Genomic DNA, 13,727 nt, shown 5'->3' with positions numbered 1-13,727 from the left:
TGTCTTTGTTGATGCTAAGAAATCCCCACTTCAAGCGGAAGCGAGTAAGTGGGGGAGGTTCATAGTGAATTATTTTTGTACTTAAATTACTTAATCTCTAAAATCATTGCTAGATCGATTGCATAATTCGTGCGAGTTCTTTTTCTAAAGCAGCGGGCTCGTTTGCATAATTGTAAATCCCTAAAAACTTCTCTATAGCCTCTGGATGGGAACTGATTAGCTTGTTGACAGCATCCTGTTGTTCAGATATGCGTTCATTCTTCGAAATTTGGCATCCCATGTGAAACCGAACCATAAACTCATCTTCTATTGCCTTTTGATATTCTTCAGACATTTGATTTGATTGATCGGATTGTCCCTTATATTTTGATAGAATATTGGATAATATACGTGCTCCACATATAGCATCATGGATACCCTGCGCCATGCCAGGATCTTTAAAACAAACTGCATCTCCAACCAACGCCCATCCTTTTCCCATTCCTTTATACCAGTAATTATCATATCCGAGAATGCCTTTGACCGGTTCTACTAGTTCTGCATTTTTCAAGCGCGCCCCAATTGTTGTATTCGGAAAGTTATCTGTAAAGAAATTGCGTAGACAGCTTTCCGGATTTAATTTCAACCGTTCTATCAATTCCTTATTTTCTAATGGGAAAATGCCGACAATTACATATAAATCATCATTCGTCGGAAAGAGAATGGCTGTGTTATCTTTTATCTTGTATATTTCAAATTTAGGGACATTATCGTGGCGAAATCCAGAGAAATACCCGAAATAGATGCCGACTGTTGCCGGAATACTTATTTTGAGTTCACTTTTTACCAGCTTGCGAATAATAGAGGATCGGGCGTCTGCCCCGACTACCAGGCGAGCTAAAAATTCTTGTTTCTCGTTGTCGCCGTCTAAACCTCTCACGCCTATCACTGTTTCGTCATCACGGATGACATCCGTCACACGAAATCCTTCTAAAACAGTTACATTCATTTGGGATTTGGCTTGTTCAAGTAGAATATGATCGAGATAAGTTCTTCTAATACAATAACAACTTTCCTCTCCGTAAACCTCAGGGATGAGACCTTCTATCACGGTATCCTCAAATTGAAATTTAATATCCCGTACCGGCGGTGCTTTTGTTTCCAATAACTTGTCCAGGACACCGGTTTCTCGAAGAAGAGCGACAGTATTATTGAAAAAGGTATGGGTTGATAATGTGTCCCTTGGAAAATTCGCTCGGTCCACTAACAACACATGGAAACCTGCCTTAGCAAGATAAATTGCAAGGGTAGAGCCAGCACATCTTGCACCGGTAATGATGACATCATACGTCCTATTCATCGTATCACTCCATTTTCAAGTATAATTATTAACTTGCTTATCCATTAGTAGAGTTCTAAAGTTAATGCCCCTACGAGTTAAAGTAATGGGGAAAATTGATAAGAATGCACTACATACATAAAGTATGGAAGCTAAAACGAAATAAGTACAGAAAATTCTCACCTGCTATACAATTAAAAAGAATTTGTGGTAAAAATCGGAATGATAATTTAAGTATTAAACAAAGGTCCGTTTACTTGTCTCGTGAAGAGTTAATAGATGTATATTCACAAAAATGGTTGTTAAAACATCGACTCCAAACTCCTTGTATAAAGTTATGGAAATCAAGTCCATTTGCTATGTTAAATGCGCTATAATTTTTGGGTAGTCGTCCTTATCATATGTTGAATGAATTATATCCAAATCGTTTTAAAGAGTGGGAATTAAAAAAAAACGTCTACAGGATTCTGGACAAAAGAGAAGGGACTCCATTTAGCAGATGAGTTCAACATAAGATTCAATGTAGACTATTGATTATGTATCTTGTTTTTTATTAAATATCAAGGTACGTGAAATTTTAAATATCTTTACTAAAAAAGCCCCTTGAAAGGAGCACTTATTTTACAAGATACTTTTCTATTTCTTTTATTAATAGTTCTGCACCTTCTGGGCTTAATGTGATCTTACCATTTGCTAATGCTATGTTACGATTTGACACTTCTCCTGTTAATACACAAACAGCACCAGGCTGATACTTCTGTAAAATGATGTCTTCCCCTTCTACAAAAATCTCTAATGGTGATTTTTCTTTAATCCCAAGCGTATTTCTAAGTTCCTTTGGAATTACTATACGCCCTAATTCATCCACTTTTCTAGTTACTCCGGTTGCTTTCATCCAGCATATTTCCCCATTTCATTATCAATTTGTAACCAAGTTATTCTTTACTATTGTAACAGGCTTTCACCATACATGAGAAACATAATGAATCAAAAACAGAGCATCATTATAAGAAATTCTTTAAACCCTTGCCGAAAGGAAATACAACCTTCTTCCATTTAATGTGCATTCTTTTTTATTAGGCGTACGGCCAACATTTTAAAGAAAACGTACGCAACAAAAGGTACACTTTTAGATATAGTATATTCTATGCAGCTTAAACTACTTCAAAAGGTATCAAAATGTACTTAAGACACACTTCATAAGTACACACACTTTTTGAGATGTGTTTGTTGAATGATTTTATGCTTATTGGATGTCCCTATCAGTTGGATACACCACAGAGAATCCCCTTGTTGTGCTGTTTATTGTTTTTAATATGTAATATGGTACATGAAATTTTACGATTAAGTTGTTCCTTTGTTTTTCTTTTAAAACTCTTATAGCATTCTATATAAATATTATGGTATTATATAGATAGAAAATTTGTTTCCATTGTTTATACTCTATTGTACGTAGCGTGAAGGACAAACCTTACGCCCTGTTAACTCGGGCGAGGTTTGTCCTTTTTTATTTTAAGGAGGAATTTACTATGAAAAAAGTCTATAAAATCGGAGCCGTTATCACAACTTTATGTGTTGCTTGTATTGCGATTTTTACTTTAACTAAGAATGAATCAGTCCAAACAGAAACTATAACACCAGAAAAAACAATTGTATATGCTGCAGACGCAAAAGTATCACCTGAGATTATAAAAGATATTTCAAAAGATGAATTAAAGCAAAAAATACAATCCCATGAAGAATTCATTGCGTATTACTATCAACCAACCTGTCATTATTGTAAAAAGGCTGCGCCAGACATCAATAGTATGTCGAAAAAGCATGATAGAACCATTTATCGTATTGATATCTCTACACCAGAAAATCAAAGTGCCTTTCAAGAGTTCGACATTCCAGGTACTCCAGTTGTTGTAGCTTATAACAGAGGTGAAGAAGTTGAACGTCTAGAAGGAGCCGTTTCAGCTGCTACATATGATGGATTCTTTGCAAGACGTAATTCGAGCGCTAGCTAGTATAGTGCTCGTTTTTCTTTGTAAGAAAGGAGAATTAACATGCAACAAAACGCCCGTATTCATTCTTTAGACATAATAAGAGGTATCGCCATACTATGTATCCTATTTGCGAATCTACCAACTATGACGGGACTAGATCCCTTTAATCAGGCAGGTTACACCGGTACAGATAAAACGATTCGTTTTTTAGTAGATTTGTTTATACAAGCAAAGTTCTACACTATTTTCGCATTCTTATTTGGAGTAGGATTTTATATCTTTATGAAAAATACAGAAGCAAAAGGATATCCTATGTATAAGCTATTTACCCGGAGACTATGTATTTTACTAGTCTTCGGTTTACTCCACTTCACCTTTCTATGGTATGGAGATATTCTACATGCGTATGCTATAGCTGGATTTATTCTATTATTCTTTTATAAGCGATCTACTAAGCTTATTTTTATAACTGGTTGTAGTTTCCTAACGGTTAGTTATGTATTACATATTATTGTATTTTTACGAGCAAGTTCTTCTATTCCTGAAGTACCAAATTACTATCAATATATGTTCACAGGTAACACTACCAATCACACTGTAAATCTATTTATACATTATTCTCATCAAGTAAAAGCACGTCTTTTCTTTCTAATGACTCAGGAATTCCAGCAACTATTAATAGGAATTCCGGAATATATAGGCTTATTTTTAATAGGATTATGGGCTGGTAAGAAAAATATTTTTAAAAGAGTACCGGAATTAATAAAGAAAATTAGATTTTTACAGTGGAGTTCGTTATGTATTTCATGCCTTTTCTCTTATCCTATTATCTACTACTTTATAAAAACAGATGTCTATTACTCTCAGGATGTACAACTATGGATTCTATTTGGAGGGAAAATGCTAGCTATATTCTATATTTGTACTCTACTGAGAGTTTGTGAGAATAAAAAATATATAGAATGCCTGCACCCCTTTATGAACGTTGGCCAGTATGCTTTAACGAATTACATCACTCAAAGCATACTTACGCTTGTCATTCTTTCGTTGTACTTTAAAGATGTCTCACACGTATATTACTGGCAACTATGTATGTTCGGGCTTTTAACTATATTTGTACAAATACTATTCAGCAAAATTTGGAGTAAATATTTCCGTTATGGTCCTATCGAGTGGGTATGGAGAAAAGGAGTTTACAAGGGGTATCGCCAGCATTTCGGAAAAAACCACACTAAGCAAAAAATACAATGAGCTGTCCATATGGACAGCTCATTTACATAATTGGCCTCACCATACCATTTCGGGAAAATTGTACGTTTAGACACAATTTGGATACATTTTAAGCGTTTGTAAAGTGATAATAAAGTTATTTAATTCTGATCTAAAAATATAAGAGCCTGGCTACAAATCATATTGTAGTAAGGCTCTTTAAAGTTGTTTAATTTCTAACCATTTAAATGTGCTTGTAGACAAAAATTAATAATAAAGTTGTTTATATCTTGTTCAACTAAAGCACCCGTTAGTTTAATAAGAAAAAATTATCTATTATTATTAAAGTGGCCCACCTTCAAAACCAATAGGCCATCCATCGTTTTTAAATTTTACTTTATACTGAAACTCAAAGTGACCATCATAAATAAAAGCTAAACTAAACCCAGAAAATATATAATCGTCAAAATTAACCATCTTTCCAAAAAATATTGTGGATAGATAGTAGTTCTTCATTTCTTGATTAGGGAAGAATTTCTGTAAATATTTTAATGCACAGCTTATATGTAGATGGAGTTCATCGAATGTTTTTTCTGCCATTTCGATAATCTCCATATCGGGATTTTCATTATTCCCCTGAATAATAATCTCCACATCTTCCCATTCTCCGATATTAATACTATAAAACCACCGTTTTTGAATGAGATACTTCTCATTTTCGTATACAGGGGGATTAACTAGGTTTAATTTTTTTACCTCATCTTTAGTTAACGGTTTATCAAGAATAAGCTTTTTATGCAAAATTCCTTTGATATTAGAGACAATATATTTAGATTTGTTTAATTCTAAAGAGTCCATTTTCCACCTCATAAATTATAAAATAAAGTAAATTCCCCCTTAAGTATATCATCATCCTTATTCAACTATCCTGCACCGTTAATTCAATAAGAATTAAACAACTTTATTATTTTCAAAGGACTTTATTGTAAATTAAACAACTTTATTATCTCTTAACAGCGTTTCCTGTACGTTATGAGACATCTGTCCAGAAAACCTTATGTTTATGAACAGAGGATAAAACTTAATAATATTAACGTTTTCTAGCTATAATCATGTCCATAAAGTGTGTAAATAAATCAATGTTCAATTAAGCTTAGGCTTTTATCTTTCTGAACATGTAGTTATTTCTAAAAAGGCTGTAACGCTAAGGTTTGGTATCCCTTAGCGTACAATTTTCCCAGAATGATATGGTGACACTTTAGAGCTTACAAATAATATTGAAGCCTCTCCCTCTATTTTTCTCTTGAGAAATAAAATCCCTAATATTCCCAATAAACAAATAAATATTTCTATAATTTCTTTATATTTACATTACTGTAAAAGGTGTTACAGTGTATCTGTACCATATAAAACCATTAAGGGGGAATTTTTTATGTTCAAGAAGTTCGCAATTGGGGCATTGGTAACAGGTATCGCACTAACGGGAGGGATTGGCTCTGCGTCAGCTAGCGTAATGGACACACCAGCACCTGCAAAAGTTGCAACAGCACTTCCATGTCCTGAATACATCGGTAACGGTAAATATGCACGCACTGTCCCGAAATTTGGTAGTAGCTTCGCCGAAAGCTTTACGGAGTATACGTGCCACGGCAAAATTAAATGGTACCTGAAATCTATACAGTCAAATGGGGCAGGCTATTATGAAGGTAGCGTTATAAACTAATAGTTACACAAAAAAGCCTCAGTTATTTGAGGCTTTTTCTTCTGTGTTTTGTGTTTAGGAAAGGAAAGCGCAAACTTGTTGCATTTAATAATGAAATGACCGAGAGTGCTAAAAGAGTTATCGCCACATGACATATGTCAATTTTATTTTTTGCTTAGCGTGGTTTTTTTCCGAAATGCTGGCGGTACCCCTTTTTCTGAACATGTATTCACCTGAAAAATGCTGTAATGATAAGGTTTGGTATCCCTTAGCGTACAATTTTCCCAAAATGATATGGTGACCCCTAATTCTCGTTATTGGAAGTTGATTAAGGAGTTCAGTCCCGAAAATGCAGATTTACAACGCTAAGCTACCCCTATGTTGGAGTTTTACTGTTACCTATTCATAGAAAACACTTACTAAGAACAACACACTATAGCATCATCAAATGCATCTTCTGGAATATATACTTTATTGCCCTCTACTTTATATGGAATGTTATTTCTTTCTAGCCTTTCTGTGTTAACAGTTTCTATAGTGTCGCCCCATTTTACATATTTTCCATTGTATTCTTTTTGACAAGCAGACAATATGAATAAAATAGATAGACAAAAAATCAGTATCAAATTCTTTTTCAAAATCTTTGTCTCCTTTTAATTTCATTTTATCAGAAGGAATACTGTATAACACCATGTATATTCTATACATGTAAAGTTAACATAACGTCTCATTATCGGGATTCAATGTATTTAGAAAACTATTAAAAGTCCCCCAGTTTGTTTAACTGAGGGGCTTTGGTTTTCATATAATTTTCGTTATGAGAAGTTCTATTATATTCTCATTTTCTCAAATACATGAAAGTAGTACTCATATGGGTTTTTATCATTTTGAATTCCTTTTTCAGTATATATCTCGTTCCATAAAGAGAAATCAATTTCTGGGAAGTAACGATCTCCTTCAAATGTAGAATGAATCTTGGTTATATATAGTTTTTGAGTGTAAGGAAGAAATTGTTGATAGATTTCTTCTCCTCCAAGGATAAATACTTCTTCCCCTTCACATTTAGAAAGGGCATCTTCAATCGAATAAGCTATATGACAGCCCTCGGCCTTATAGTTTTTATTTTTTGTTAAGATAATATTTTTACGTCCATCTAAAGGTTTTCCTATCGATTCATAATTTTTTCTTCCTAGAATGATAGAGTGTCCCATAGTAATTCGTCTTAAGTATGCCCAATCATTAGGAAGTCTCCAGGGAATATCGTTATTTTTACCAATTACATTATTTTCTCCTACGGCAACCATTGCAGATATTATCATGTTTTCATCTCCTTCACTTTATTTTATCAAAGAAAAGGGGTTTGTTTTTAATGTATATTCTATTCATGCAAGGTTGACATAACGTCCTATTCTCGGAAGTTACTTTTTCCTTTTACTTTGTAAGTAATCCAATAACAGTTAGAACGATTAAGATAACTGCCCATATAATAAAATGTTTGTTTCTTTTTACAAATTTTATTGTTGTATCAGAGTCATCTGTTTCTTCAAAGCGTTCTATTTTTCTTTTTTGTACAACGAGTGTCCAAAAATACACTGCATTTCCTACTGATAAAATGAAAAAAGCATTTCCTAAATGACCATTTCTAAAATTATCGTATAACGACCAAATGAGTAATAAAACAGTATAGACCATGAACGCATTTTTACTGGCTTTTGCTACAAGATGTTTTTCCATTTCGTCTTGCTTTTGTATCCACATTATTCTTTTGCTCCTTTATTTCAAGATTATTCAAGTGTAAAAATGTCTTCCATTTTTTGATCAAAGTAATGAGCTATTTTCAATGCTAATTCTAAACTTGGATTATAGTGATTGTTTTCAATGGCTACAATCGTTTGTCTTGTAACTTGTAAGTCCTTTGCCATCTGTACTTGTGTAATTTCATGTTGTACCCGTAGTTCCTTAATTTTATTTTTTACAGCCATCATTTCACCTACAATGTAAAGATATCTTTACTAATAGATTATATAAAAACAGTATGAATGTAAAGATATATTTACACCTTATCTTGGAAAATACAAAACCCAAAGCATATTTTAATTACTTTGGGTTAATGAATATTCTATACAGGTTAAGTTAACATAACGTCTCATTATCAGTAGCAAGGAAAAAGACATCCCTCAATTCTCACAAGGCATTCACCTTTTTCTTTTTCTATGAATCTATACATCTTTTTATACATTCCTATTCTGGCGCGTCTTTTGACTTCCCTATAGTTCCCTATAGTTCCCTATGTCTCCCGATTTTTCGCATAAAATCTTGTATGGCTCTTAGCGTGGGGTTTTTCCAAAATGCTGGCCGGACTCCTATATCTTGTACGAATCCCACCAGCATTCTGATCCTATTAAACAATAAATAAAAAAGTGCAAAATCTATCAACAGATTTCGCACCAAAAACAGATAAAAAATACAGTCACTAGAAACATAGGAGAGTGTTTCACCACTTATTATAAACCATATCTTTACATTTTTGTGTTGTAATTTAAAAATATGTAAAGATTCATCATTTTGTTTTTGAATTTTCTTTTTATCTAAGTTATACTAAACTACAAAGAAACAAATCTCCTTTAGGCCGTCAATAATTATGCTAACAACACACACCAAAAAAACCAATTCCCGTGTAATGGAATTGGTTTTTTTGGTGCAATTCAGTCAATACAGCAACTTGAACCCACATTTTCAAATGTAGTCTTATTAATCTTACCATAATTTTAGAATTCATAAACATAAAAAACTAAATCACTAGTAAGATGCGCGAATCCACTACTTTTTCATCAAGAAATTTGGAGTATAACAACAATTAAGTTCATACTAGCATGAACAACAAATGATACTAGTAGCCTATTAGTACGCACATATACTACAGCTAGTATAAAACCAATTAAAAAATATCCAAATACAAATGGAAAATCAAAATGCATAATAGAAAAGAACAATGCGCTTATTAGTATGCTCCAAGTTTGCTTAAACTTGGACATTAAAATGTTTATGGCCGCATAACGAAAAACAAACTCTTCTACTAACGGTGCAAGAAGAACAATTGAAATAAGTGCCACTGGAGATATTGCAGCAGCAGCGACTGTATTAGACGTATTTGCTGATTGCGTAGTTAGCTGAAATACACTTTTATCTAATACACTACCAACCACCTGCGCAAAAAATACGAATATGATCCCAACTAAAATCCATATGAATGATTTTCTTGATAATTTAATCGATAACTTTGGATCTTTTATTAATTCTTTTCTATATATAAGAAAAATGATTATCAGCATAAGTGAAAAACCAATTAGTTCCCAATGCACAAGAAGTTGTTGAATTGCTTGCTGTTGGTTTCCCTGAATATCATACCAACCTGTCTTTGCTAGCAATAGTACACCTATTATCCCTACAAATTGTGTCATAACAAAATAAATCAAAATGACGAAACCCGATTTATATTTAATACCACTACTCATATTCTTAATTCCATCCTCCACTTTCTTTATCTTTTCGATACCACTCATTACAGCAACAATAAGCACAAAATGCTAGATAACTAGCATTTCAGCTACTAATCGCTCCCACATAATTATTCTGCATAGTTTTCTAACAAACTAATTCGTTGTAAAAACTTAACTGCAAAGTACCCTCTAAACTCTTCTAGAAAAACCACTTGCGTGCCACTCTCTGCTGTAAACTGATCTGTCCTACAAGTCCATACTTTTCCGTCATAACGCTTTGACTCTAAGCAAGTGTGCATTACTACCTTGTCGCCTACCTTTAATCCGTCCATCACACCAAATACCGTTTGATATGCTTCTTTATATCTACGTTTTATGAAATCAACTTGCTTCTTTGTTCTAACATTTGTAAAACGTCCCTTCATATAATCCAAGCAAACGTGATCTATATCTTCTGGAGGACCGGTAAAGTAAGTAGAGCATTGCTTACCTCCACTTGTTGTATAAGTCATTTCCACTCCACCACGTTCATCTTTTATCATTTCAAATGTTGGCTTCATGCTTGCACCTCTTTTAATTCCACCTTCAATTTCTCTTGAAACCTCACAAATGTTTCATTTGAAAATCGAACAGCTGCACTTGGATATTTGTACTGAAAAAAACCGTCGTCAAATTGTATCTTTGTTTTGTCGTACCAATATTGAAATGCTACTTCATTTGAGTACTCTTCCAAATCTACCTGTAATTCCTCAATAAGCTTCCATTCTGTCCTTGCATCATCTTCTGTAAAGCGCCCTTCTCTACGATCATATAGCAAATTCTTTTTGATATAAGTAATGGTTCCTTCAATATCAACCACATCTTCTTTTGCAATTTTGCAAAGTATCTGATCCGGTCTTCGGCTAATTAAGTATTCTTCTATACTTTTGTTTCTTCCTAATGAAAACCAATGAGCAAAGTTACCGAAGTCTGTAACAGCTGTAAAAACTCCGGATTGATCGTATAAAAATACCCCCCATCCTTCTCCATCTACTGACGGAACTGTATAACGATATGCTGCTGTTTGTGTCATTCTCATTTCTCCTTTTTGTATGTAAATAAAGACTTTGTACAGTTATTTTGTTCTCCAATTTTTGTAGGATAAAGCTCCTTTATAATAAGTAAAATCTACTCTAGGCAAAAGAATCCCCAGTTCCCTTCCGTCCTGATGAATACCAAACCAAATACCTTCATTTTCCCATGTATCCCGTCCTAATCGGATTTCTTTAAAGCTACTTATATACGGGTACAAAAATCCCTCTAAATAGGATTCATACGTATTTTGAAACATTGGAAAATATACAGATATATCGGACATAGGGTCCTTATATTTTTCTTTATAAAATTCGTAAAACTTCTCTCCCTCTATATCTAAAAAGAATTGAAATTCGATGCTTTCTTTCCCTTCTGGTGGAAATAATACATATATATCTTTAAACACTATCTTCCTCCACCCTCTTTATAAATGATATATATTGATTTAACAATTATAATTCCATAGATATGTATCAAATCTCATGCAACCTTCAAATGCTTTAATCCCATTTCAAGCGCACCAGTTCCACCAAATCCCGAATTAAATAATAGTGGGACATCATACTTCTTTGCGTACTCTTTTGCTACATCAATAGATACATGGCCACATGCACCTTTTTGAATGACAATAACATCACATTTTTTTACAACACTTCGAAAGGTTTTCTTTACGCCTCCGTGATTTTTCCCATCATGGAAAATAACCTGGCAGTCTCTTTTTTTGGCCAACTTCTCTAACGTTCTTCCATTTGATCCACCTAAAACTAGAATTGTACTCATTCCCATTCACTCTCCTTATCTTTCTTCTTTATGTAAGTACTTGGTGATGTTAATAAAACAAGTGTACAAGCTACAATATTCATTAATACGAAACAAATTACTAATAATATAACGAAAATTGGTGACAACAAGATGAGAATAAAGCCACTTACTACCAAGCAGATAAAAATAAAGCCATTGCTCATGTCTTCGTAACCATCTAGTCCTTGTACAATATTCAAACTATGCATCCATACTGTGATACTATCCCAATTTTCTATTAACAGATAGCCACCACCCAACAGAAAAGCCCAGCCAAGCAACGTTCCTAATAATCCAGAATTTCGTCCTATATAATACCCCGAAACAAAATTCGCAGCTGTTCCAATTAACATTCTCATTTGTATTCCTCCATATTCATATCATTTTAGTGTTATATACAAATTTCATTTAACCATGGTTTTATTATATCAGAAAATTATGAATATTCAATAAATAATTTTAGGTACTCTTTATTTTTTTATAAAAGGGTTGTGTTTTTCTCCACAACCCTCACTTTCTTCTTAATCCACAGGTACTTCTTCTTGTCCATGTGGAATTTGTTCAATTGGTGTTACAATTTGAGCATATTTGTTTACCTGCACTTTAAATTGTCGTGGTTCTAAGAAGTTTACCTGTTGAATTAAAACTTCAATATGAAACGTATCTACTTTTTTCCCACGATCAATTTTGGTAATACGCGCATTGTAAAACTTATCTCCATTTAGAAAATACCTTTGAACAGCTTCTGTAGCCAGCATACGCTCATTACTTGTCATCTTCATTGGTTCAATACCAAATCCAGCCTTTGTAAACAAATACGGAACATCATAACTACTATTAGAAATTTTTCGTAGTAAATCCTCTACAGTTTTTGTCTTTGCGATATATTCCTCTTCCTTTGTATCAAATCCCTTTGGCTTATCTCCAAGCATCTCGATTTCATCTTGATTGACTTGCTCTTCCTCTTGTACTTGAGATTTCATCATGTAACGATGAATAGTATTATAAGTAGCAACGCCTACTACCAACACAATAATCCCCAATATAACTAAGTACTTACGAGGCAGATTCGCTAACACATTCATGACTTTCTTCATTTCTTCACATCCCAAATCAGTCTATAACATTACGAATTTGCGTCATATGTTGACCTCTTGCCGTATAGTTTAGACCTGTAATTTGTACACCTTTATTATCACCAATATGAATCATTCTTTGATTCCCCATATAAATTGCAACGTGCCCTGGGTTTTCATAGAAAATAAGATCCCCTGGTTGTGCATGATTGATATCTGGTACTTGTTTACCTTGTCCGACTTGAGCACCTGTCCAATCTCCAAGTTGTACACCTATGCTTGTTCTAAAGACATACTGCGTAAATCCTGAGCAATCTGAAGAGCCACCTGGTGGATTACGGTCTCCTAATACATATCTGACTTTTCCTTGCCCTAGCCATTTTTTCGCTTCTTCCAGTACCTTTTGTCGTTTAGCATTTGTCATGGTAGGAGAACCACCAGATGATAATCCTGGATCATCATTTTTCTTAAAGAACTTCATTGGATCCATCGGTTGATCGTTTATACGAATTTGGAAATCTAAATGGACAGCGTATCCAAGCATGTTCAGAACACCACCAACATAGTTAGAACCACCCATTTCCCCGATAATTTGTCCTTTTGTTACCATAGTTCCTGGAGTAACTGAAATCTTACTCAAGTGTAAATAACGGGATAAAATGCCATTTCCATGGTCAATATAGACACCTAGACCACCGTAGTTTACATATCCTGTTTGAGCTGTAACTATTCCTGCTTCCATCGACCATACAGGGTCTCCCGGTTTTCCAGCGGTCATGGCTCCAATATCTACAGCATTATGCGGTTTGTTATTATGAATTTCATCAAATGTACCTGTAATACGCCCTGATTTCGTTGGCCATTTCCAACCTTTATCAGAAATCCATTCTCCATCTCCATTTGCTACACAACCTAAATCTTTGTAATATTTTAAAACTTTGGAAACATATGTGTAGAGTAAACATCCAGCGCCTTATTACATTCCTGTGATAGGTTTCCAAATGTTCCTCTCCGAACCGGACTTACATCTCTCAATGTATCCGGCTCTCCATCTGT

Annotated in this window: 17 protein-coding genes and 1 pseudogene; 3 read left to right on the top strand and 15 right to left on the bottom strand. The window is 34.0% G+C overall.

What is annotated here, in order from left to right; all coding sequences use genetic code 11:
• Positions 1–109 precede the first annotated feature (109 nt).
• On the bottom strand, positions 110–1,339 hold the full coding sequence (locus ACTFO4_RS28290) for an NAD(P)/FAD-dependent oxidoreductase (protein ID WP_440014572.1): 1,230 nt from the start codon (positions 1,337–1,339) through the stop codon (positions 110–112).
• Positions 1,340–1,934: 595 nt separating this feature from the next.
• Positions 1,935–2,213: an AbrB/MazE/SpoVT family DNA-binding domain-containing protein gene (locus ACTFO4_RS28285; RefSeq protein ID WP_000648341.1), complete on the bottom strand. Its 279-nt coding sequence runs from the start codon at positions 2,211–2,213 to the stop codon at positions 1,935–1,937.
• Between the two features lie 634 nt (positions 2,214–2,847).
• On the opposite strand from ACTFO4_RS28285, the gene ACTFO4_RS28280 reads away from it, so the two are divergent.
• Together ACTFO4_RS28280 and ACTFO4_RS28275 are read left to right on the top strand one after the other, a co-directional pair.
• Positions 2,848–3,330 (top strand): thioredoxin family protein, encoded by a 483-nt coding sequence (locus tag ACTFO4_RS28280; RefSeq protein WP_000758638.1) that lies wholly within the window; start codon positions 2,848–2,850, stop codon positions 3,328–3,330.
• A gap of 39 nt (positions 3,331–3,369) precedes the next feature.
• On the top strand, positions 3,370–4,560 hold the full coding sequence (locus ACTFO4_RS28275; protein ID WP_440014573.1) for a DUF418 domain-containing protein: 1,191 nt from the start codon (positions 3,370–3,372) through the stop codon (positions 4,558–4,560).
• Positions 4,561–4,860: 300 nt separating this feature from the next.
• Here ACTFO4_RS28275 and ACTFO4_RS28270 read toward each other — a convergent pair whose 3' ends face one another.
• The gene (locus ACTFO4_RS28270) at positions 4,861–5,376 is read right to left on the bottom strand and encodes a hypothetical protein (protein ID WP_440014574.1); all 516 of its coding nucleotides are present in this window, start codon (positions 5,374–5,376) and stop codon (positions 4,861–4,863) included.
• A 574-nt stretch (positions 5,377–5,950) separates the two neighbouring features.
• Here ACTFO4_RS28270 and ACTFO4_RS28265 point away from each other — a divergent pair.
• Positions 5,951–6,241, top strand: a complete 291-nt coding sequence (locus ACTFO4_RS28265) for a hypothetical protein (RefSeq protein ID WP_061185019.1) — start codon at positions 5,951–5,953, stop codon at positions 6,239–6,241.
• A gap of 398 nt (positions 6,242–6,639) precedes the next feature.
• Here the strand turns inward: ACTFO4_RS28265 and ACTFO4_RS28260 are convergent, their stop codons facing one another.
• The 12 genes and pseudogenes from ACTFO4_RS28260 to ACTFO4_RS28205 form a co-directional block, all read right to left on the bottom strand.
• The gene (locus ACTFO4_RS28260; protein WP_098481650.1) at positions 6,640–6,858 is read right to left on the bottom strand and encodes a hypothetical protein; all 219 of its coding nucleotides are present in this window, start codon (positions 6,856–6,858) and stop codon (positions 6,640–6,642) included.
• Between the two features lie 192 nt (positions 6,859–7,050).
• Positions 7,051–7,539, bottom strand: coding sequence for a dihydrofolate reductase (locus ACTFO4_RS28255; protein WP_440014575.1), 489 nt, complete (start codon positions 7,537–7,539; stop codon positions 7,051–7,053).
• Between the two features lie 112 nt (positions 7,540–7,651).
• Entirely contained in the window at positions 7,652–7,978 is a 327-nt protein-coding gene (locus ACTFO4_RS28250; protein WP_440014576.1) for a hypothetical protein, read from the bottom strand.
• A gap of 26 nt (positions 7,979–8,004) precedes the next feature.
• Positions 8,005–8,202 (bottom strand): helix-turn-helix transcriptional regulator, encoded by a 198-nt coding sequence (locus ACTFO4_RS28245; protein WP_440014577.1) that lies wholly within the window; start codon positions 8,200–8,202, stop codon positions 8,005–8,007.
• An 849-nt stretch (positions 8,203–9,051) separates the two neighbouring features.
• Positions 9,052–9,735, bottom strand: coding sequence for a lysostaphin resistance A-like protein (locus tag ACTFO4_RS28240; RefSeq protein WP_440014578.1), 684 nt, complete (start codon positions 9,733–9,735; stop codon positions 9,052–9,054).
• 113 nt (positions 9,736–9,848) lie between these two features.
• The gene (locus tag ACTFO4_RS28235; protein ID WP_440014579.1) at positions 9,849–10,280 is read right to left on the bottom strand and encodes a hypothetical protein; all 432 of its coding nucleotides are present in this window, start codon (positions 10,278–10,280) and stop codon (positions 9,849–9,851) included.
• On the bottom strand, positions 10,277–10,792 hold the full coding sequence (locus tag ACTFO4_RS28230; RefSeq protein WP_095022078.1) for a hypothetical protein: 516 nt from the start codon (positions 10,790–10,792) through the stop codon (positions 10,277–10,279). Before ACTFO4_RS28230 ends, ACTFO4_RS28235 begins: the two co-directional genes overlap by 4 nt.
• 42 nt (positions 10,793–10,834) lie before the next feature.
• The gene (locus tag ACTFO4_RS28225) at positions 10,835–11,200 is read right to left on the bottom strand and encodes a hypothetical protein (protein ID WP_440014580.1); all 366 of its coding nucleotides are present in this window, start codon (positions 11,198–11,200) and stop codon (positions 10,835–10,837) included.
• A 74-nt stretch (positions 11,201–11,274) separates the two neighbouring features.
• Entirely contained in the window at positions 11,275–11,580 is a 306-nt protein-coding gene (locus ACTFO4_RS28220) for a DUF2325 domain-containing protein (protein ID WP_440014581.1), read from the bottom strand.
• Positions 11,571–11,954 (bottom strand): hypothetical protein, encoded by a 384-nt coding sequence (locus ACTFO4_RS28215; protein ID WP_001242521.1) that lies wholly within the window; start codon positions 11,952–11,954, stop codon positions 11,571–11,573. The genes ACTFO4_RS28220 and ACTFO4_RS28215 overlap by 10 nt, the downstream gene beginning before the upstream one ends.
• Before the next feature lie 162 nt (positions 11,955–12,116).
• Positions 12,117–12,692 carry a hypothetical protein gene (locus ACTFO4_RS28210; RefSeq protein ID WP_000757469.1) on the bottom strand — a complete coding sequence of 192 codons (576 nt, stop codon included), beginning with the start codon at positions 12,690–12,692 and terminating at the stop codon, positions 12,117–12,119.
• Between the two features lie 16 nt (positions 12,693–12,708).
• A pseudogene (locus ACTFO4_RS28205) lies at positions 12,709–13,626 on the bottom strand (peptidoglycan DD-metalloendopeptidase family protein); the annotation flags it as partial.
• Positions 13,627–13,727: the final 101 nt, after the last annotated feature.

Origin of the sequence: Bacillus cereus group sp. MYBKT14-1, from assembly GCF_051915185.1 — a bacterium.
In the GTDB taxonomy this organism is placed as follows: domain Bacteria; phylum Bacillota; class Bacilli; order Bacillales; family Bacillaceae_G; genus Bacillus_A; species Bacillus_A cereus.
The sequence above is the reverse complement of the archived record's forward strand: the minus strand, read 5'-3'. Positions and strand labels throughout refer to the sequence as shown.